Source organism: Pseudomonas knackmussii B13, from assembly GCF_000689415.1.
Taxonomy (GTDB): domain Bacteria; phylum Pseudomonadota; class Gammaproteobacteria; order Pseudomonadales; family Pseudomonadaceae; genus Pseudomonas; species Pseudomonas knackmussii.
The window spans coordinates 4884279-4905220 of sequence record NZ_HG322950.1 but is presented as its reverse complement, the minus strand read 5'-3'; the positions used below and the strand labels follow the sequence as shown (position 1 = coordinate 4905220).

Annotated in this window: 16 protein-coding genes and 1 pseudogene; 11 read left to right on the top strand and 6 right to left on the bottom strand. The window is 66.3% G+C overall.

Going from position 1 to position 20942, the window contains the following annotated elements:
* Nucleotides 1-45: 45 nt before the first annotated feature.
* Entirely contained in the window at nt 46-801 is a 756-nt protein-coding gene (locus PKB_RS22940) for a DUF1835 domain-containing protein (protein ID WP_043254826.1), read from the bottom strand.
* Nucleotides 801-1766 carry a 2-hydroxyacid dehydrogenase gene (locus PKB_RS22935; RefSeq protein ID WP_043254824.1) on the bottom strand — a complete coding sequence of 322 codons (966 nt, stop codon included), beginning with the start codon at nt 1764-1766 and terminating at the stop codon, nt 801-803. The genes PKB_RS22940 and PKB_RS22935 overlap by 1 nt, the downstream gene beginning before the upstream one ends.
* Before the next feature lie 83 nt (nt 1767-1849).
* Between PKB_RS22935 and PKB_RS22930 the strand changes: the two genes are divergently transcribed.
* On the top strand, nt 1850-2479 hold the full coding sequence (locus tag PKB_RS22930) for a LysE family translocator (RefSeq protein WP_043254822.1): 630 nt from the start codon (nt 1850-1852) through the stop codon (nt 2477-2479).
* Between the two features lie 109 nt (nt 2480-2588).
* Here the strand turns inward: PKB_RS22930 and PKB_RS22925 are convergent, their stop codons facing one another.
* The gene (locus tag PKB_RS22925; RefSeq protein WP_043254820.1) at nt 2589-3350 is read right to left on the bottom strand and encodes an AraC family transcriptional regulator; all 762 of its coding nucleotides are present in this window, start codon (nt 3348-3350) and stop codon (nt 2589-2591) included.
* A gap of 86 nt (nt 3351-3436) precedes the next feature.
* On the opposite strand from PKB_RS22925, the gene PKB_RS22920 reads away from it, so the two are divergent.
* Complete coding sequence (locus PKB_RS22920) at nt 3437-4618, top strand: MFS transporter (protein ID WP_043254818.1); 1182 nt, start codon at nt 3437-3439, stop codon at nt 4616-4618.
* A 53-nt stretch (nt 4619-4671) separates the two neighbouring features.
* Here the strand turns inward: PKB_RS22920 and PKB_RS22915 are convergent, their stop codons facing one another.
* Entirely contained in the window at nt 4672-5847 is a 1176-nt protein-coding gene (locus PKB_RS22915; protein ID WP_043254816.1) for an acetyl-CoA C-acyltransferase, read from the bottom strand.
* Nucleotides 5848-6039: 192 nt separating this feature from the next.
* Here PKB_RS22915 and PKB_RS22910 point away from each other — a divergent pair, with 192 nt between their 5' ends.
* The 4 genes and pseudogenes from PKB_RS22910 (at nt 6040) to PKB_RS22895 (ending at nt 14357) form a co-directional block, all read left to right on the top strand.
* Nucleotides 6040-7722 (top strand): fatty acid--CoA ligase, encoded by a 1683-nt coding sequence (locus PKB_RS22910; protein ID WP_043254814.1) that lies wholly within the window; start codon nt 6040-6042, stop codon nt 7720-7722.
* 197 nt (nt 7723-7919) lie between these two features.
* Nucleotides 7920-9842 carry a DUF1302 domain-containing protein gene (locus PKB_RS22905; protein WP_043254811.1) on the top strand — a complete coding sequence of 641 codons (1923 nt, stop codon included), beginning with the start codon at nt 7920-7922 and terminating at the stop codon, nt 9840-9842.
* A 111-nt stretch (nt 9843-9953) separates the two neighbouring features.
* Nucleotides 9954-11321, top strand: coding sequence for a DUF1329 domain-containing protein (locus PKB_RS22900; protein WP_043254810.1), 1368 nt, complete (start codon nt 9954-9956; stop codon nt 11319-11321).
* Between the two features lie 310 nt (nt 11322-11631).
* Nucleotides 11632-14357 (top strand): annotated as a pseudogene (locus PKB_RS22895) (winged helix-turn-helix domain-containing protein).
* 9 nt (nt 14358-14366) lie between these two features.
* Here the strand turns inward: PKB_RS22895 and PKB_RS22890 are convergent.
* Nucleotides 14367-15221 (bottom strand): hypothetical protein, encoded by an 855-nt coding sequence (locus PKB_RS22890; protein ID WP_043254807.1) that lies wholly within the window; start codon nt 15219-15221, stop codon nt 14367-14369.
* 90 nt (nt 15222-15311) lie between these two features.
* Here PKB_RS22890 and PKB_RS22885 point away from each other — a divergent pair, with 90 nt between their 5' ends.
* Entirely contained in the window at nt 15312-15980 is a 669-nt protein-coding gene (locus PKB_RS22885) for a TetR/AcrR family transcriptional regulator (RefSeq protein WP_043254804.1), read from the top strand.
* Between the two features lie 68 nt (nt 15981-16048).
* Nucleotides 16049-16987 carry an alpha/beta fold hydrolase gene (locus PKB_RS22880; protein WP_043254801.1) on the top strand — a complete coding sequence of 313 codons (939 nt, stop codon included), beginning with the start codon at nt 16049-16051 and terminating at the stop codon, nt 16985-16987.
* Nucleotides 16988-17324: 337 nt separating this feature from the next.
* On the opposite strand, the gene PKB_RS22875 is transcribed toward PKB_RS22880, so the two are convergent.
* Entirely contained in the window at nt 17325-18164 is an 840-nt protein-coding gene (locus PKB_RS22875) for a metal-dependent hydrolase (RefSeq protein ID WP_043254799.1), read from the bottom strand.
* A gap of 122 nt (nt 18165-18286) precedes the next feature.
* Between PKB_RS22875 and PKB_RS22870 the strand changes: the two genes are divergently transcribed.
* From PKB_RS22870 to PKB_RS22860, 3 genes are all read left to right on the top strand, one after another.
* Complete coding sequence (locus PKB_RS22870; RefSeq protein WP_043254797.1) at nt 18287-19303, top strand: AraC family transcriptional regulator; 1017 nt, start codon at nt 18287-18289, stop codon at nt 19301-19303.
* A gap of 177 nt (nt 19304-19480) precedes the next feature.
* Nucleotides 19481-20125 (top strand): MBL fold metallo-hydrolase, encoded by a 645-nt coding sequence (locus PKB_RS22865; protein WP_043254795.1) that lies wholly within the window; start codon nt 19481-19483, stop codon nt 20123-20125.
* An 84-nt stretch (nt 20126-20209) separates the two neighbouring features.
* On the top strand, nt 20210-20932 hold the full coding sequence (locus tag PKB_RS22860; protein WP_043254793.1) for a YiaD family glycine zipper/OmpA-like lipoprotein: 723 nt from the start codon (nt 20210-20212) through the stop codon (nt 20930-20932).
* Nucleotides 20933-20942: the final 10 nt, after the last annotated feature.

Below are 20942 nucleotides of genomic sequence, written 5' to 3'. Positions count from 1 at the left end.
CCTCGAAAAAAGGGCGCAAGCTTAGCAGGCCTGCGCCTTCACAGCCTAGGCGAGGCGCGCCTCCAGGTCGTCCCAGGGGCCGGTACCACGGGTCTCGAGGCGGCCTTCGACGGCCAGTTGTCGCAGGCGCCAGAGGCTCAACAGGTCGGTGACGAAGAGGCCATCCACTCCAGCCATGACCGGTGCGATCAGGTGTCGCGCCGGGCGCCATTCGGCGGAGCATTCAGCCAGCAGGGCATTGTCGATGAGCGCGTAATCGGCGCCTTGCAGGCGGCCGTCCAGCCAGAGTCGCAGGGTGTCGTCGCGCTCGCGCCAGTGGCACCACTCCGCGCCAAGCCGGCCACGCTGAGTCGCATCGAGAAGCTCGACCGACAGGGCCGCCAGCTCGCCCTGGGCAAGCATGGAGATGGCACGGCGCGTGGTGCTGCGGCATTCGCCCGTGCCGCCGGCCACGGCATACAACTCGACCTTCGCAGGCAGCAAGGCACAGACCCGGCGCAGCAGCAACTGCTCGCTGGTGCTGTCGCCATGCCAGAGGCATAGGCGCTCGGCATCGGGGGCGCGCAGCCACTGGGCGTCGGCGCTCAGTTCGGTGGCGATTGCTCGATCGGCCAGGACCTCGCCGCCAAGTTGGTGCCAGAAGCGTGCGCGCTCCAGGCAAGGCGGGGTATCGACGCTGTGCAGCGGCCCGACTGCGAGATCGTCCGGCATCACGCGGATCGGTGCCGGCGGCAGGGCGCCGCTGGCCATGGCGGCGCGCAGGACCTCGGCCGCGTAGTCGCCGCAAACCAGGTGCAGCATCAGGCGTTGACCTGGCGCAGCGGCTGGCCGGCGAAGAAGGCTGCGGCGTTTTCCGCCACCTGGCCGACGATGCGCTGGCGGGCTTCGCGGCTGCCCCAGGCATTGTGCGGGGTGACAATCAGGCGCGGGATGTCGCCGGCCAGCAGCGGGTTGCCATCCTTGGGCGGTTCGACGCTGAGAACGTCGGTGGCGGCGCCGCCGAGGTGGCCGCGGCGCAGGGTATCGGCCAGGGCCTGCTCGTCGATCAGGCCGCCGCGTGCGGTGTTGATCAGGAAGGCGCCGGGCTTCATCAGGTCCAGTTCGCGCTGGCCGAGCATGCCGCGGGTCTGCTCGGTGAGCGGGCAGTGCAGGCTGAGCGCATCGACCTGCGGGAGCAGCTCGTCGAGCGCGAGGCGGTCCTCACGCGGCGGGCGGCCGGGCAACTGGCCTAGCAGCACGCGCATGCCGAAGGCTTCGGCCAGGCGGCCTACCGCGCTGCCCAGTTCGCCATGGCCGAGCAGGCCGAGCGTCTTGCCCTCCAGTTCGACGATGGGGAAGTCCAGCAGGCAGAACTGCGTGGCCTGCTGCCAGCGGCCGGCGCGGATCGCGCTCTGGTAGTCGGGCAGGCGGGTGGCCAGGGCGAGCAGCAGCAGGAGGGCGTGCTGGGCCACCGAAGCGGTGCCGTAGCCCTGGCAGTTGCACACGGCGATGCCGCGCGCGCGGGCGGCGGCCAGGTCGATGTTGTTGGTGCCGGTGGCGGTAACCAGGATCAGCTTGAGGTCAGGGCATTGCGCGAGGGTGTCCGCATTGATCGGCGCCTTGTTGCTGATTGCCACGCTGGCGCCCTGCAGGCGAGCGGCGACCTGGTCCGGGGTGCTGGCGGCGTGCGTGACCAGTTCACCGAAGGCCTGGCGGAGCGGCTGCAGGTCGAGGTCGCCGAGGTCGAGGGAAGCGGTGTCGAGGAAGACGGCGCGGGCACTGTTCATCTGTAGCTGTACCTTTTGCGGAAAGCGGGGCGGGCGTAAGGTGGCCAGCCTAAACGGTTTTCTTGCCGATGTGCGGAGGCAGCATGTACTGGACGGAATTTCTTACCGTGGCGTTGATCCACCTGCTGGCGGTGGCCAGCCCGGGGCCGGACTTCGCCGTGGTGGTGCGCGAAAGCGTGACCCACGGCCGCCGCGCCGGCACCTGGACGGCGCTGGGCGTGGGCTGCGGCATCTTCATCCATGTCACCTACTCGCTGCTCGGCATCGGCCTGATCGTTTCCCAGTCGATCATGCTGTTCAACGTGCTCAAGTGGGCCGCCGCAGCCTACCTGTTCTACATCGGCATCAAGGCCCTGCGTGCCCGCCCGGCGCCGGCTGGTGCCGAGCAGGCATTGCTTGAACAGGTGGATCGCAGCTCGCGCGGTGCTTTCGTCAGCGGCTTCGTGACCAACGGCCTCAATCCGAAGGCGACGCTGTTCTTCCTCTCCCTGTTCACCGTGGTGATCAACCCGCACACGCCGCTGGCGATCCAGGCTGGCTACGGGGTCTACCTGGCTTGCGCCACGGCGGTCTGGTTCAGCTTCGTCGCGCTGCTGTTCAGCCAGCAGCGCGTGCGCGCCGGCTTCGCCCGCATGGGGCACTGGTTCGATCGGCTGATGGGCGCGGTGCTGGTGGCGCTGGGCGTCAAGCTGGCGTTTACCTCGCTGCGTTGAGCGGGAACGTCCATCTCCTGTAGGAGCGGACCTTGTCCGCGATCGCGGGCATGGCCCGCTCCTACAGGGGGCGCAGCGGTGCATGGGTTTTCGCGGATAAGATCCGCTCCTACGAAAGCTGTTCCTTCTTCAGTCCCTGCACGTATTCCCTTGGGTTCTCCCCGACCAGGCGCTTGAACATGGCGCTGAAGGCGCGTGCGCTGCCGTAGCCGAGCTCGGCGGCGATGCGCTGCACGCTGGCGCCGGCCAGCAGGCGCGGCAGCGCTTCGGTCAGGCGCAGTTGCTGGCGCCACTCCTGGAAGCTCATGCCCAGTTCCAGGCGGAACAGCCGCGCCAGGGTGCGCGAGCTGGCGCCCACTTCCAGTCCCCAGTCCTCCAGCGTGTGCGGATGCTCCGGGCGCTTCAGCAGCGCCAGGCAGATGCCGCGCAGGCGGCGGTCGGCGGGGAAGGGCAGGGCCAGCGGCAGGTGCTGCAGGCTGGCGATCTCCAGCAGCAGTAGGCGCTCCACCAGTTCGGCCGCCTCACCTCGCGGGGCGTCGATGGCACGCAGGATCAGTTCGCGCAGCAGCGGTGTCACCGCCAGGACGCAGCAACCCTCCAGGCCTGCCGGTTCGAACTTGGGCGCGAGATAGAGCGTGCGCATGCGCACCGCGCCGGACATGAAGATCTCGTGCTCGACCTGCGGTGGAATCCACACCGCGCGGGTCGGCGGAATGACCCAGGCACCCTGGCTGGTGACCAGGCGCATCAGCCCTTCGGCGGCGTAGAGCAGCTGCGCCTGGCTGTGCCGATGCGGCTCCACGTGGGCGCCGTCTTGGTAGTCGCGGGCGATGGCGGTGAGCCGCTCGCCGAAGGGGTAGTCGATGAGCATGTCCGGTCCGATGACTTTTCTGTCAGATATGCGGATGGCGGCCAACCTAGCATGGCCGGACAACTGCCAGAAAGCGCGAGCCCATCATGAGCCTTCCCCGCACCATCATCCGCTACGTCAACGCCGCCCACGTGCTCGACCACATGTTCATGCTGATCTTCCCCGCCGCGGTGCTGGGCATGTCGCAGAGCTTCGGCAAGAGCTACGCCGAGCTGATCGGCCTTTCGCTGGGTGGCTTCATCGCCTTTGGCGCCTGTTCGCTGCCGGCCGGTTGGCTGGGCGACAAGTGGGATCGCCGGCACATGCTGCTGCTGTTCTTCCTCGGTATTGGCGCGGCTGCGGTGTTCACCGGGCTGAGCCAGTCCACCACGATGCTCGCGCTGGGGTTGACGCTGGTCGGCGTCTTCGCCGCCATCTACCACCCGGTGGGCACCGCGATGCTGGTGGCGCACGCGCAGAATCGCGGCCACGAAATCGGTATCAACGGCATGTGGGGTAACCTCGGCGTGGCCTTCGCTGCGCTGCTGACCGGCTTCCTCACCGCGCATTTCGGCTGGCGAGCGGCATTCATCCTGCCCGGCGCCTTGGCCATTCTGGTCGGGCTGGGTTTCGCCTGGCAGGTTCGCCAGGAGGCGCCGGTGCAGGTGAAGCACAGCGCGCCGCGCGGCAAGGGCGGGCAGGCGGTTTCGATGCGCCTGGTGTTCGGCGTGCTTGCGCTGGTGACGTTGACCGGCGGGGTAGTGTTCAACGCCAGCACCGTGACTTATCCACGGTTGTTCCAGGTGCGCCTGCACGACCTGCTCGCCTCGCCGGAAAGCCTCGGCGTGGTGATCAGCCTGGCCTACGCCTTCGGCGCCGTGGCGCAGCTGACCATGGGGCGCCTGCTCGACCGCTTCAGCCTCAAGGGCCCGTTCCTGCTGATGACCTTGTGCCAGGCCCCGTTGCTGGTGGCGCTGGCCTACGCCCAGGGCTGGTCGGTGGCGCTGTGCGGCGCGCTGTTCATGTTCGTGGTGTTCGGCCAGGTAACGGTGAACGACGCGATGGTCGCCAACTTCGTCGCGCCGCAGTGGCAGGCGCGGGTGTTCGCCCTGCGTTACTTCGTGTCCTTCGGTGCCAGCGCGGCGGCCATTCCGCTGATCGCCTACGTCGAGCCGCGCCAGGGGCTGGGCGGGCTCTACCTGCTGCTGGCCGTGCTCGGCGTTGTTACCTTCCTCGCCGCCCTGGTGTTCCCGCGCACCGCGCCGCATGCGGCCAGTGCCACCGGCTGAAACGAAAAGGGCGCGGCCAACTGGCCGCGCCCTTCGCGTTACCGGTAACAGCCTTACAGCAGTTCGATGGCTACCGCGGTGGCTTCGCCGCCGCCGATGCACAGCGAGGCCACGCCGCGCTTGCCGCCTTTCTTCTGCAGGGCGTTGATCAGGGTGATGATGATCCGCGAGCCGGTGGAGCCGACCGGGTGGCCCTGGGCGCAAGCGCCGCCGTAGACGTTGACCTTGGCGTGGTCCAGGCCGTGTTCGCGCATGGCCAGCATGGTGACCATGGCGAAGGCTTCGTTGATCTCGAACAGGTCGACGTCGTCCTTGTTCCAGCCGGTTTTCTTGAACAGGTTGGTCATCGCGCCGATCGGGGCGAGGGTGAACTCGCTCGGGTCCTGGCTCTGGGTGGCGTGGCCGACGATCTTGGCCAGCGGCTTGAGGCCACGGCGAGCGGCTTCCTCGGCGGTCATCAGGACCAGTGCGGAGGCGCCGTCGGAGATCGAGCTGGCGTTGGCGGCGGTGATGGTGCCGTCCTTCTTGAAGGCCGGCTTCAGGCCCGGGATCTTGTCCAGGTTGGCGGTCAGCGGCTGTTCGTCGTCCTTCACCACGACCTCGCCCTTGCGGGTGGTCACGGTCACCGGAACGATTTCGCTGGCCAGCGAGCCGTCCTTGATGGCGGCCTGGGCGCGCTTGAGCGACTCGATGGCGTAGGCGTCCATCTCTTCACGGGTCACGCCGTACTGGTCGGCGGTTTCCTGGGCGAAGGAGCCCATCAGGCGACCGGTGCGGGCGTCTTCCAGGCCATCGAGGAACATGTGGTCCTTGATCTCGCCGTGGCCCATTCGCAGGCCGGTGCGGGCTTTCTCCAGGACGTAGGGGGCGTTGGACATGCTCTCCATGCCGCCGGCGATCATCACCTGGTTGGTCCCGGCCTTGAGCAGGTCGTGGGCCAGCATCACGGCCTTCATGCCCGAGCCGCACAGCTTGTTGATGGTGGTGCAGCCGGCGGCGCTCGGCAGGCCGGCGTTCAGCGCGGCCTGGCGGGCCGGGCCCTGCTTGAGGCCGGCGGGCAGCACGCAGCCCATGATCACTTCCTCGACATCGCTGGCCTGGATACCGGCGCGGGCGACCGCTTCGCGGATGGCGATGGCACCCAGGTCGACGGCGGACACCGCGGCCAGGCTGCCCTGGAAACCGCCCATGGGAGTACGGGCGCCGCTGACGATGACGATTTCGGACATGGCAAAACTACCTCTTGGCTTTTGTTCTGGGGACGGTCGTGAACGACCGGGCGGGGGCGATTCTACCGCGTGACCGGATCGCGCCAAAGAGTCACCCGCAAATCACTCTTTGGATGGATGAACGGTCATGGTCTGGGCCCTAGAGTCGGCAGCATTCTTTCTCCCGTACAAGATCCGACAGGTAAGCCGACGATGCTCAAGACCCGACTCCTCCCCGCCGCGGGCAATGCCTACCAGTACCCCCTGCTGATCAAGAGCCTGCTGCTCTCCGGGGCGCGCTACGAGCGCAGCCGCGAGATCGTCTACCGGGATCTGGTGCGCTACGACTACGCCACCTTCAACGAGCGGGTCGCGCGCCTGGCCAACGTGCTCAGCGAAGCCGGCGTGAAGGCCGGCGATACCGTCGCCGTGATGGACTGGGACAGCCACCGCTACCTGGAGTGCATGTTCGCCATTCCGATGATCGGCGCGGTACTGCACACCATCAACATCCGCCTCTCGCCGGACCAGATCCTCTACACCATGAACCACGCCGAGGACCGCTTCGTGCTGGTCAACGCCGAGTTCGTGCCGCTCTACCAGGGCATCGCCAGCCAGCTGACCACGGTGCAGAAGACCCTTCTGCTGACCGACGGCGCGGACAAGAGCAGCCCGCTGCCCGACTGCGTCGGCGAATACGAGGCGCTGCTCGCCGCAGCCAGCCCGCGCTACGCCTTCCCCGACTTCGACGAGAATTCGGTGGCGACCACCTTCTACACCACCGGCACCACCGGCAATCCCAAGGGCGTGTACTTCACCCATCGCCAGCTGGTGCTGCACACCCTGGCCATGGCCTCGACCATCGGCAGCCTGGACAGCATCCGCCTGATGGGTAACGCCGACGTCTACATGCCGATTACCCCGATGTTCCACGTGCATGCCTGGGGCGTGCCGTACGTGGCGACCATGCTCGGCGTGAAGCAGGTGTACCCGGGCCGTTACGAGCCGGACATGCTCTGCCGGCTGATCCGCGAGGAGCAGGTGACCTTCTCCCACTGCGTGCCGACCATCCTGCAGATGATGCTCAACGCGCCCAGCGCCAAGGGCCACGACTTCGGCGGGCTCAAGGTGATCATCGGTGGCAGCGCACTGAACCGTGCGCTCTACGAGGCGGCCAAGACCCGTGGCGTGCAGCTGACCGCCGCCTACGGCATGTCGGAAACCTGCCCGCTGATTTCCTGCGCCTACCTCAACGACGAGCTGATGGCCGGCAGCGAGGACGAGCGCACCACCTATCGCATCAAGGCCGGCGTGCCGGTGCCGATGGTGGACGCCGCCATCATGGACGAGCACGGCGAGCTCAAGCCGCACGACGGCGAGACCCAGGGCGAGCTGGTACTGCGTGCGCCCTGGCTGACCCAGGGCTACTTCAACGAGCCGGAGAAGAGCGAAGAGCTGTGGGCCGGCGGCTGGATGCACACCGGCGACGTCGCGACGCTCGACGGCATGGGTTACATCGACATCCGCGACCGCATCAAGGATGTCATCAAGACCGGCGGCGAGTGGCTCTCCTCGCTGGAGCTGGAAGACCTCATCAGCCGCCATGCGGCGGTACGTGAAGTAGCGGTGGTTGGCGTACCCGACCCGCAGTGGGGCGAGCGTCCGTTCGCCCTGCTGGTGCTCGTCGATGGCCAGCAGCTGGACGCCAAGGGCCTGAAGGAACACCTCAAGCCTTTCGTCGAGCAGGGCCATATCAACAAGTGGGCGATTCCGTCGCAGATCGCCGTTGTTACTGAAGTTCCCAAGACCAGCGTCGGCAAGCTCGACAAGAAGCGCATTCGCGTCGATATCGCCCGTTGGCAGGAGTCCGGCAGCGAGTTCCTCTCTACCGTCTGAGCCCCGCCACAGCCCACGGGCCGCCCAAGCAAGCGCTTGGCGCGGCCCGTTTCATTTCTGTTGCAATCGCCGCCCCCTCTAGTCCGCGCCTCGCTGACCGGTTCGAGTGCGAAATCACACTTTCGAGGGATCAAGGGTATCGGGGGGCTGGCTATAGTCGGCGCCACTCATAACAAAAAACACATGGAGTAGCGTCGATGACAACAATGAGGAAAATCTGGCGCCTGGCGCGTTTGCCGCTGGCCGTCAGCCTGGCTTCTTCGCTCGCCGCCCCGGCTTCCGCGGTGACTTTCAACATTGGGGAAATCGAGGGCTCCTTCGACTCCTCGCTGTCCATCGGGGCCAGCTGGTCGACCCAGAACCCGAACAAGAACCTGATCGGGGTGAACAACGGCGGCAAGGGGCTGTCGCAGACCTCCGACGACGGCCACCTGAACTACAAGTCCGGTGACGCCTTCTCGAAGATCTTCAAGGGCATCCATGACCTCGAACTGAAATACCAGGACACCGGCGTCTTCCTGCGCGGCAAGTACTGGTACGACATGGCCGTCGAGGACGACGACACCAACTTCAAGCCGATCGAGGACAGCGGCCGCAAGACCGCCGCCAAAGGCAAGGGCGCCGAACTGCTGGATGCCTTCATCTACCACAAGTACACCATCGGCGAACTGCCGGGTAACGTGCGCCTGGGCAAGCAGGTGGTGAACTGGGGTGAGAGCACCTTCATCCAGAACGGCATCAGCGTGATCAACCCGGTGGACGTCTCCGCCTTCCGCCGCCCGGGCTCCGAGATCAAGGAAGCCCTGGTGCCGGTGAACATGTTCTATCTGTCGCAGAACCTCACCGACAACCTCTCCGCCGAAGGCTTCTACCAGCTGGAGTGGGACCAGACGGTGGTCGACAACTGCGGCACCTTCTTCTCCCAGCCTGACGTGGTTGCCGACGGTTGCTCCAACAACCTGGCGGTGCTGAGCAACAACCGCGCCTCGATCAACGCCCTGAACGGCTTGCTCGGCCCGAACCTGGCGGTGACCCAGTCGGCCTACGGCGAAGGTGTGATCGTGCCGCGCGGCCCGGATCGCGATGCCCGCGACAGCGGCCAGTACGGCCTGTCGCTGAAGTACTTCGCCGATGCCTTGAACACCGAGTTCGGCGGCTATTACATGAACTACCACACCCGCCTGCCGATCTTCAGCGGCAGCGGTGCGTCGGTCGCCAAGGTCAACGCCATCAATAGCCGCATCACCAGCCTGGCGGCGATCAGCCCGACGCTGGCCGCGCAAGCTGGTGCAGTGGCCATGGCGGGTAACTCCAGCTACTTCATCGAGTATCCGGAAGACATCCACCTGTATGGCCTGAGCTTCTCCACCACGCTGCCCACCGGCACCGCGTGGCAAGGTGAAATCAGCTACCGGCCGAACGCTCCTGTGCAGCTGAACACCACCGACATCCTTTACGCGGGTCTGGACCCGGTGGCCATCGGCGGCAACCACGTCTACAGCAACGCCTCGGTGCTCAACGGCCAGGCCGGCCAGGACATCCACGGCTACGAGCGCAAGGAAATCACCCAGCTGCAGACCACCTTCACCCAGTTCATCGACCAGGTGATGGGCGCGGAACGTCTGACCCTGGTCGGCGAAGTGGGCTGGACCCACGTCGGTGGCCTGGAGAGCCAGTCCAAGGCGCGCTACGGTCGTGACCCGGTGTTCGGCCCCGGCCCGCTGGCCGGCACCCTCAACGGCGCGCCGACCTGCCAGGCGCTGAACGCCAGCACCCTGGGTACTACCAACGCCAACAACGTCAGCCGCAACTGCGAGAGCGAAGGCTTCACCACCGCCGACTCCTGGGGCTACCGCGCTCGCGCGATCTGGGACTACAACGACGTCTTCGCCGGCGTGAACCTGAAGCCGAACGTGGCCTGGTCGCACGATGTCGACGGCTACTCCCCCGGCCCGGGCGGCAACTTCGAGGAAGGCCGCAAGGCCATCAGCCTGGGTGTGGATGCCGACTACCTGAACACCTACACCGCCAGCCTCTCCTACACCAACTACTTCGACGGCAAGTACTCCACCGTCGACGACCGCGACTACGTCGCGCTCAGCGTTGGCATGAACTTCTAAGCGAAACGCCCGCCGGCGCGAGCCGGCGGGCCCATAGCAGACCGGAGATCGCGAGTGCGGCACCACGGAGGCCGCGCGAGCAGTAACGACCCACTCGAGGACGACGCGATAATGAGAACAAAAAGAATTCTGCTGCAGACCAGCGCACTGGCTCTGAGCCTGCTGGCCACCCAGGTGTTCGCGGCGGTATCCGCCGGCGACGCCGCCAAGCTGGGCAGCACCCTGACCCCGGTGGGCGCCGAGAAGGCCGGCAACGCCGACGGCAGCATCCCGGCCTGGACTGGCGGCCTGTCCAAGACTGCCGGCACCGCCGACAGCAAGGGTTTCCTCTCCGACCCGTTCGCCAGTGAAAAACCGCTGTTCACCATCACTGCGCAGACCGCCGACAAGTACAAGGACAAGCTGACCCCCGGCCAGCTGGCCATGTTCCAGCGCTACCCCGACACCTACAAGATGCCGGTGTACCCGTCGCACCGCACCGCGACCATGCCCGACGCCGTGCTGGAAGCGACCAAGAAGAACGCGACCACTGCCACCCTGGTACAAGGCGGCAACGGCCTGCAGAACTTCCAGACCGCCAACCCCTTCCCGATTCCGCAAAGCGGCCTGGAAGTCATCTGGAACCACATCACCCGTTACCGTGGCGGCCACGTGCGCCGTCTGGTGACCCAGATGACCCCGCAGGTCAACGGCACCTTCTCGCCGGTGTACTTCCAGGACGAATTCGTCTTCCGCACCGACCTGAAGGACTACGACCCGAGCAAGCCGAGCAACGTGCTGTTCTACTTCAAGCAGCAAGTCACCGCGCCGGCACGCCTGGCCGGTAACGTGCTGCTGGTCCACGAGACCCTCGACCAGGTCAAGGAACCGCGCCTGGCATGGCTCTACAACGCCGGCCAACGCCGCGTGCGTCGTGCCCCGCAGGTTTCCTACGACGGCCCCGGCACCGCCGCCGACGGTCTGCGTACCGCCGACAACCTGGACATGTACAACGGCGCGCCGGATCGCTACGACTGGAAACTGATCGGCAAGCAGGAGCTGTACATCCCGTACAACAACTACAAGCTCGACGATCCGAAGCTGAAGTACGCCGACATCGTCAAACCCGGCCACCTGAACCAGGACCTGACCCGCTACGAGCTGCACCGCGTATGGCACGTGACTGCGACCCTGAAGCCGGGCGAGCGCCACATCTACGCCAAGCGTGACTTCTACATCGACGAGGACACCTGGCAAGCCGTGGAGATCGACCACTACGACGGTCGCGGCACCCTGTGGCGCGTGGCCGAGGCCTTCTCGCAGTACTACTACGACCACCAGGTGCCGTGGTACACCGCCGAGACCCTGTACGACCTGCTGTCCGGCCGTTACCTGGTGCTGGGCCTGAAGAACGAGGAGAAGTCGGCCTACGACTTCAACTACACCGCCTCGGAAAGCGACTTCACCCCGGCTGCGCTGCGTCAGGACGGCGTGCGCTAAGGGCGAGGTCACTTGCTGAAAAACCGGCCTTCGGGCCGGTTTTTTTTCGGCTGTCATTTGCCAGGATTCTGATTTCCGTAGACGATCCGGACCTACTGATAGGGCGCTATTTCCTTATCGAATGAGGGAATTTCTGCTTGTCTAGTCGGTTCAGTTACTTGAAGGTGGCGTGCGTTTGTAGGCAAGTTCTGAAGAAATGAGTGGAAAAGCGCCGCGACAGGTAACAAATTCGACTTCAAATGGACTGGGCAAGCGACTAGTCTCGGCGACTGATGTTCCATTAGAAGAGCTAGAGCAAGAGCCAGGCGCAATGACCGACTTCTCGACTCTGCCAATCCGCCAGGAGGCGTCTGCACCTGCGATCGGCAGCCGTTTCTATCGCCCGCCGCTGCCGGCGGGGGACGTCTATCGCCCGCGCCTGTGCGAACGCATGCGCACCGGGCTCGATGGGCGGTTGCTGCTGGTCTCGGCGCCGGCCGGCTTTGGCAAGAGCTCCCTGGCCATCGAATTCTGCGAATCCCTCGACGACGGTTGGCGCAGCCTCTGGCTCGGCCTGAGCGCGCGCGACTGCGACCCTGGGCGATTCCTCGAACGCCTGCTGGAAGGGCTGCGTCAATACTTCCCGAGCCTGGGCGATGACGCCCTGGCCATCCTGAAGATGCGCCAGCGCCACCAGCCGTTCGCCTTCGAAGCTTGGCTGGATGGCCTGCTCGACGAACTGGCGGAACAGCTCAGCGCCAAGACGCCGCTGCTGCTGGTGCTCGACGACTATCACCTGGCACAGGGCGTGGTCCTCGACCGCTGCCTGCAGTTCCTGCTCAACCACATGCCCGCCGGCCTGGTGCTGCTGATAACCAGTCGCCAGCGGCCGGACTGGCACTTGGCGCGCCTGCGCCTGTCGCGCCAGTTGCTCGAATTCAACGAGCAGGACCTGCGCCTGACCGCCGAGGAAATGCTCGAACTGGTTACCGCCAGCGGCTCGCGAGTCAGTGGCGAAGTCATCGAGCGCCTGATCGAACGCAGCGAAGGCTGGATTGCCGGATTGCGCCTCTGGCTGCTGGCGCATCCCGAAGGGGCCGCGCAGGGCTGCGAAGTCCCGCTCACCGGTGCCGAAGAGCTAATCCGCGACTACCTGCTGGAAGAGGTGATCGACAAGCAGTCCGCGGAGGTCCAGGCATTCCTGCTGCAGACCGCGCGCTTCGAGCGCTTCTGCGCCGAGCTGTGCGACGTCCTGCTCGACAGCCATGAAAGTGCGGAGATCCTGCGCCACCTGCAGCGTCACCAGGTTTTCCTCGTGCCGCTGGACGACCAGGGCGTCTGGTTCCGCTATCACCACCTGTTTTCCGACCTGCTGCTGACCCGCGATCTGCCGGCGGCCGGTCCTTCCGCGGCGGCGCTGCACCTGCGCGCGTGCCGCTGGTTCAGTTCCCGCGGGCTGCTCGACGAAGCGGTCGACCAGGCCCTGCGTGCCGGCCATCCGGAAGTTGCGGCCAGCCTGGTGCAGAGTCTTTCCGAAGAGCAGTTGCTCGCCGAACAGAACGTCGCCACCCTGCTGCGCTGGAAGATGGACCTCCCCGACAGCCTGCTGGCCAGCGCCCCGCGACTGGTGGTGCTGTACGGCTGGGCGCTGGCGCTGGCCTGCCAACTCGACGCTGCCGAAGAATTGGCCGCGCAGCTGGCGCGCTTCCTGCCGGCTCCCGACGCTGCCACACAGCGCGATTTGCTGGCCCAGTGGCAAGCGCTGGCGGGGATCATCGCCCGAGGACGGGGCGACATCGAACTCGCCGAAAGGCACTGCGCAGAGGCTATCGAACATCTGCCTGCGGAGCGTTCCGGACCGCGCCTGATGTGCCTCTCCAGCCTGGCCAACCTGGCCATCGTCCGTGGCGATTCGTGGCGCGCGCGCGGCCTGAACCGCGAGGCGCTGGAGCTGGCGCAGCGCGTCGGCAATCCGTTGCTCGAGGCGCTGGTGCATTACGACCGCGCCCGCGTGCTGCAGGCGCGTGGCGAGGTACGAAGGGCCGAGTCCGAACTTGAGCAGGGGCTGGCGCGACTGAATGGTTTGCCCGCGCACAGACGCTATGCGCGTTGCGCGGACGTTTGCTGGTCTACCAGGGCTACCTGCGCTGCCTGAGCCTGCAGGCGGAGGACGCGCGCAAATGGCTGCGCGCCGGCATCGAAGAAGGGCGCGGCTGCCGCGACGTCAACCTGGTCATCGGTTACGCGGTACTGGCCAGCCTCGAAGGGCGCCAGGGCAATTTCACCCAGGCCTTCGCCCAATTGGCGGAGGTCGAGCGGCTGATGCACGTCTGGGACGTGCCGCCGGTCTACTACCTCTCGGTCATCACCCTGGTGAAGTGCGAGCTGTGGCTCGCCCAGGGCCAGCTGGAACTGGCCGGCGCCTGGCTCGAGCGCCTGGGGGAAACCTATTCGGGCGAACAGCCCGCCACCCCGCCGGAATGCAATCCGCAGTTGCCTTACTGCATCGAGTTGCTGCGGGCGCTGCTGGCCGGTCTGGAAGGGCGCACGGAAGAAGCCGAGCGCCGCCTGCGCACCCTGACGGCTTCTGCACAGCAGGCCGGCACCACGCTGCCAGCGAGTTATGCACAGGCGTTGCTGGTGCTCTTGCTGCTGCAGGGCGGACGCGAAAGCGAAGCGCGCGAGGCCTTGGGCAACTGCCTGCAAGCCGCGGTTGGCGGCGCTTTGCTGCCTTTGCAGGTGCTGCTGACCCAGGAACCTGAGTGGCTACGCGAACAACTCGCCGGCCGCGCCAGTTGTCCGCTGCAACGCGCACTGCAGGAGCGCCTGCCGGAGCAAAGCGAACGCGGAGTGGCCCAGGCCGACTGCCTGAGCGGCCGCGAACTGGCGGTGCTTGAGCTGATCGCCCAGGGCTGCTCGAACCAGGAAATCAGCGAGCGGCTGTTCATCTCGCTGCACACCGTGAAGAGCCACGCCCGCCACATCAACGACAAGCTGGGCGTGGAGCGTCGCACCCAGGCTGTGGCGCGAGCCAAGAGCCTGGGCCTGCTGCGCTAGATCCCGCGCTTATTCCTTGGGTGCGCTCAGGTCCAGGGTCGGCGGTGCCGCCGCACCCTTGACTGGGGCCGCCAGCTGGCGCTGCACATCGGCCTGGATGTTCTGCAGCACCGGCAGCAGGTCATGCATGTTGCCGCGCACTTCGGGGTAGGGATGCTGCTCGGCGAACTGCTGCACGCGAGCCAGCATCTGGCCGCGCACCTCGCCGGGCAGGTGGACGAAGAGTTCGGGCATCTGCTTGGACAGCTCGGCGCTGTAGAGCACCAGGTCCTGGCGCTCGAACTGCGCGGTCAGCCCCAGGTAGTCGAGGGCGCTGCTGGTCAGCATCGAAGCCGCCGCCTTGGCTTCCTGCATGCCCTTCAGGCGCACCGGGTTGCGCTGCTCGCTCTGCGCCAGGGTCATCCAGAATTCGACGGTCAGATTGAACAGGATCGCCTGTTCGCGCAGCGAGTAGCTCATCAGGCCGAGCGCCTCGGCGCCGTAGGGCTGCATCGCGGCGCGGAAGTCGAAGTACAGGCGCATCAGCTCCTTGAGCTTGAACAGCACTTCGCGCGCCTCGTTCTGCCGCAACTCCAGCGGCGCGTAGATGTTCATCTGCGGGCGGAAGTTGTCTTCGCTGACCATGCGCTGGTAGATCGGCCCGGTGAACTCGCCGCTGCGCCGGGGCAGGGCGTTGGCCTGGGTCTTGTCGAGCGCCTGCAGGGCATCGATCAGCTTCTGGTAGTCCTCGCTGGTCCAGGCGCGCTGGATATCCGGAATGGGTTGCCCGAGGTAGTACAGCTCGCCGCTAGCCAGGGCGCTGCGGCCGACAACCAGCAAAAGGATGGCCAGCGGCCAGAGCAGGCGGCGTGATAGGTTCGGCACGAACGGGCTTTCCTTGCGCGAAGGGCGGAAGGCTAGGTTAGCGACGGGCGCGGTCGCCGTCACCCCGCGCCTTGGTTGGGTGGAGGGGACATGACGCGACAGGAATCCGGAGCGGTGCTGGCGGTGTTCGAGGACTTGGGTGGCTACGGAGCATTGGCCCGCCAGGAAGGTAACGCCGAGGGGCCGCTGGTCAACCATCTGCAACGCGCCAACATCCAGCTGGCGAGCATCCCGGTGTTCGTCGCCAGGGGCCTGGCCGAGACCACGGTGAACGACCTGCTGGCGGCGGCCAAGGTGTCGCGGCGCACCTTCTACAAGTACTTCGACGGCAAGCTCGACGTGCTCGAAGGCATCTACCGCACGGCGGTGCAGCTGCTGCTCATGCGCTTCCGCGAGATGCGTACCGTCGCCGGCAGCAGCGAGGCCTGGCTGCGCGCGATGATCGAGCGCTTCTTCGACTATCACCTGGCCGTGGGGCCGATCATCCGCCTGATGCACGAGGAAGCGCTGCGCGCCGGCTCGCCCTTGGCAGGCCATCGCCGCGAGGCACTGCGCGAATTGCAGGCGCTGCTCGAAGAGCGCTTCCTCGCCGATGGCTTGCAGCATGCGCCGTTGACCTACCTGGCGCTGCTCTGGGCGATGGAGTCGGCCTCCCACGAGCTGCTCGGCGACCCTGCCGGGCACGACATCGGCGAGGTCAAGCGGGTGCTCGGCGACCTGCTGGTGAACAGCCTCTGCAGGTCTGCGCCCCAGCCCTAGGTTGGGCGCGTCGTGCGTCGCGCTGTGGTGTGATCGGGCCTCAAGAACAACAAGCACCGGAGTGCCCCATGTCCGCTACCTACGCCCTGCAGCCGCCGCTGGCGGCCGGTTTCGCCCGCTTCGGCTTCGGCGCCCTGCCGCTGGACGCCCTGATCGCCCGCTACGCCGCGCCGGAAACCGGCTCGCGCTTCATCGAAGTGGATGGGTTCCGCATCCACTACCGCGACGTAGGCAGCCACGACAAACCGGTGCTGGTGATGGTGCACGGGGTGATGGCTTCACTGCATACCTGGGACGGCTGGGTGGCCGAACTGGGCCGGCACTTCCGTATCGTTCGCCTGGACGTGCCGGGCTTCGGCCTGACCGGTGCCGGGCGTGATCGCGAATACAGCGGCGAGCGCCTGGTCCGGGTGTTCGCCCAGTTCCTCGATCGCCTGGGCCTTGACCGGGTGTCCGTCGCCGGCAACTCGCTCGGCGGCTACATCGCCTGGAACTACGCGGCGCAGCATCCGCAGCGGGTCGAGCGGCTGATCCTGGTCGATCCGGCCGGCTACTACATGCAGAAGGTGCCGCTGATGATCGCCAGCGCGGTGCTGCCTGGCGCCGGCCTGCTGATGCCGGCCTGGATGCCGCGCGCCCTGGTGGCCCAGGGCATCAAGGAAGTCTACGGCGACGCCAGGCGCATCCAGCCGGGGGTGGTCGACCGCTATTACGACATCAGCCGCCGCCCGGGGAATCGGCGGGCGATGATCGATATCTTCCGCGTGCTGGTGAAGGCCAACCGCGAGGAGCTGCCGACCGCCCCGGAGCGAGTCGCGCGGATCAAGGCGCCGACGCTGCTGATGTGGGGTGAGCGCGACCGCTGGATCTCGCCGCGCCACGTGCCGCTATGGCAGCGCGACTTGCCGGGCATCGAGGTGAAGACCTACGCGGGAGTCGGGCATGTGCCGATGGAGGAGATTCCCCAGGAGTCGGCTGCGGATGCGTTGCGCTTCCTGCACGCTTGACGTGGATGAACGATGCAAAAAGCCCCGGGGTGTCCGGGGCTTTTTTCGTTGCGCCCGCCCTGTAGGAGCGAGCTTGCTCGCGACGAGGGCTGTCCGGCGTCGGAGCGGATTCGTCCGCGAAAAGCCCCGCGCCGATCCACCCGTAGGGCGCATAACCGCGTTCGCGGTTATGCGCCGCCGCCCGGCACGAAAATGGCGGATAACCCCTTCGGGGTTATTCGCCCTACAGACTAGGCATTCGTGTCGGGCGATTCGCGAGCAAGCTCGCTCCTACGAGAGGCAAGGCTCCTGAAATGACAACGCCCCGGCAGTCCGGGGCGTCGACGGAGGAGGGGAATCAGCCCGCATGGGCCAGCGGCTGCGGGTCGTATTCCTTGCGCACCTGGTACAGCAGGTCGAGGTTGTTGTGCTGCCAGGGATGGAAGTCGTCCTTGAAGAAGTCCAGGTATTCGCGCACCAGCGGGCGGAACACGCCGTGCTTGCCCCAGCTCCATTTCAGGCCGTCGCGCCAGACCCGCCAGTTCCACAGCAGGCCGTCCTTCTTGAGCATGTGCACCAGGCCGCGGAAGGTATCGAGGACGAAGAAGAAGGTCGCCATGCGCATTGCCCGGCGCAGCAGGTCGCGGTTGCCGCAGACCTGGTTGTAGACGTCGAAGGCCACCGCCTTGTGCTCGGTTTCCTCCAGGGCGTGCCAGCGCCACAGGCGTTGCATCACCGGATCTGCCCCTTCCATGGTGCGTGGGTCGGTCAACAGCCCGTTGGCCATGATCGCGGTGATGTGCTCCAGCGCGGCGGTCGCAGCCAGCTGGCGCTTTGCGGGGAATTTCTTCTGGGTGAAGCGGATGCGCGCCTGGGCGCGCTTCTCGATGGTCGTGATGTCATAGCCGAGGTCGCGCAGGCGTTGGCTGTAGGTCAGGTGCTCGCGGCTATGGTGACCTTCCTGGCCGATGAAACCGCGGATCTGCTCCTTGAGCACCGGGTCGCTGATCTGCTCGCGGAAGTTGCGCACCGAGTCGATGAAGAAGCGCTCGCCGTCGGGGAAGAGCACCGACATGGCGTCGAACAGATGGGAGCGGAAGGCGTCTCCGCCGTGCCAGTGGCGCGGCAGGGGATCGGGCAGCTCGAAGTCCATGTGCCGGGGCTTGATTTCCAGTCCTGCGGGGGTCGTGCTGGCCATGACGGCTCCATTGTTGTGGGTGTCCATGGCAGCTACTTTGGGCTTGCCGGACTAGTGTCACAAGGTTATCTTCTGCCAACATTTCGGTCATATCCGGCCAGTGGCGATAACAAGAAAAAGCCATGAAGCAACCGCTCACCTTCACCGCCGAACTCGTTCCGGTGGCCTATGCCCAGGCCTTGCTGGATCTCGCCGAGGAGCTCGGCGTGCCGCGCCAGCGCCTGCTCGAACTGGCCCGCGTGCGCCCCGAGGTGCTGCAGAGCCCGGCCGGGCGCCTGTCCTTCATCGACTTCAACCTGCTCGCCGGCGCTGCCCTGACGCACTGCGGCGAGCCTGCCTTCGGCCTGTTGCTGGGGCAGCGGCTGAACGTCTCCACCCACGGCATCCTCGGTTACGCGGTGCTCTCCAGCGCCAACCTGGAGCGGGCCATCGACTTCGCCCTGAAGTACTACCGTGTGCTCGGCCTGGCCTTCGACCTGGAACGGATCGAAGAGCATGGCCGTGCGCAGTTGCGCGCCAGCGAGTCGATTCCGCTGGGGCCGATGCAGCGCTTCGCCAGCGAAGGCCTGATGACCAGCCTGCACACCATCGCGCGCTTCCTGGTCGGCGAGCCGTTGCAGGGCGTCGAGGTCGGCTTCGCGTTCTCCGCGCCGGCTTATGCCGAGCGCTATGCCGAGGTGTTCGGCTGCGCAGTGGCCTTCGACCAGCCATACCACTTCATCAGTCTGCCCCACGAATACCTGACCCGGCCGATGGCCCTGGCCAACCCGGCGACGGTGCAGATGTGCGAACAGCAGTGCGAAGCCCTGCTCGCCAGCATCGACGTGCAGGAAGGCCTGCTGACCCGCATCCGCCGCCTGCTGCTGGCGCGGCCCGGCGAGTTCCCCGACCTGGACAGCGCGGCGCGCGAGCTGCACACCAGCGGGCGCAGCCTGCGCCGGCACCTGTCGAGCCTGGGCACCACCTACCAGCAGGTGCTCGACGACGTGCGCAAGCGCCTGGCCGTGCAATACCTGACGACCACCCACCTGCCGCTTTACGAAATCGCCTTGCTGCTCGGCTTCAACGATCCGTCGAACTTCCGCCGCGCCTTCCGCAAGTGGACCGGGAAGCTGCCCACCGACTATCGCGGCGACTGAAACCAGTTGCGGCGACGGGAAAAACTTCGAACCTGCTCGACGGCTTTTCCTCGTCTGTGACGCGTCGCCGCTGGCGTGGCGGGGCTCGCCGTTCGCACGTCCGGAGTCTGGAGGAGTTGAAGTGATGCGGCTTTGCCGTCACGCTTCGCGCCTTGTCTCACTTTTCAGGACCTCCCCATGGACGCCGCCCAGCCCGCGCTGATCCGCGAAACCTTCCCCGTCGGCCCGTTGCAGTGCAACTGCACCATCATCGGCGACCCGGTGACTAAGAAGGCCATCGTGGTCGACCCGGGCGGTGACCACGAGCTGATCCTGGCTCGCCTGGAGGCCCTGGGCCTGAAGGTGGTCAGCATCATCCACACCCACGCGCACCTGGATCACTTCCTGGCCTCCGGGCAGATGAAGGAGAAGACCGGCGCGACCCTGCACCTACACCAGGGCGACCAGTTCCTCTGGGACAACCTGGAAATGCAGTGCCGCATGTTCGGCGTGCCCTACAAGCCGGTGCCGTCGCCGGATCAGTGGCTGAAGGACGACGAGGAGCTGGCCTGCGGCTGCGGCGTGGCGTTGCACACGCCGGGGCATACGCCGGGCTCGATGAGCTTCTGGTTCCCCGGTGCAAAGCTGCTGATCGCCGGTGACACCCTGTTCCGCCGCGGTATCGGCCGCACCGACCTGTGGGGTGGCGACTACGCCACCATCGAGCGCTCGATCAAGCAGCGCCTGTACAGCCTGGACGAGGAGGCCACTGTCGTTACCGGCCACGGCCCGGATACCCGTCTTGGCGACGAGATGCGGGAAAATCCCTTCATTCGCGCTTAATTTTCCTATGGAATCTTTTGCACACCTTGTGCTCTAACCTGCCGCCCGAGAACGGGCGTACCGCAATTCGAGGAGTCGTCCTTCATGTTCACCCCACGTAGTCTCTCGATGGTCGCTGCCGCCACCGTCCTCGCTCTCATGGCCGGTTGCGCCGCGCAGAATCCCTACGACCCGAACACCCAGGTGCCGCAGGAAGGCGGTGTCAGCAAGGCTGCCAAGTACGGTGGTCTGGGCGCGCTGGCCGGCGCTGTCGCCGGTGCCGCGATCAACCACGACAACCGTGGCAAGGGCGCGATGATCGGCGCCGCCGTCGCCGGCCTGGCCGGTGCCGGCTACGGCTACTACGCCGACAAGCAGGAAGCCCAACTGCGCCAGCAGATGCAGGGCACCGGTGTAGAGGTGCAGCGCCAGGGTGACGACATCAAGCTGATCATGCCGGGCAACATCACCTTCGCCACCGACTCGGCGAACATCGCCCCGTCCTTCTACACCCCGCTGAACAACCTGGCGAACTCCTTCAAGCAGTTCAACCAGAACAGCATCGAGATCGTCGGCTACACCGACAGCACCGGCAGTCGCCAGCACAACATGGACCTGTCGCAGCGCCGTGCGCAGAGCGTGGCCGCCTACCTGACCTCGCAAGGCGTCGATGGCACCCGCGTAAGCACCCGCGGCATGGGCCCGGACCAGCCGATCGCCAGCAACGCCGACGCCAATGGCCGCGCGCAGAACCGTCGCGTCGAAGTGAACCTGAAAGCCCTGCCGGGCGCCCAGGGCACCGCCGCGCCGCAGCAGCAGTACCAGTAATAGCGCTGCA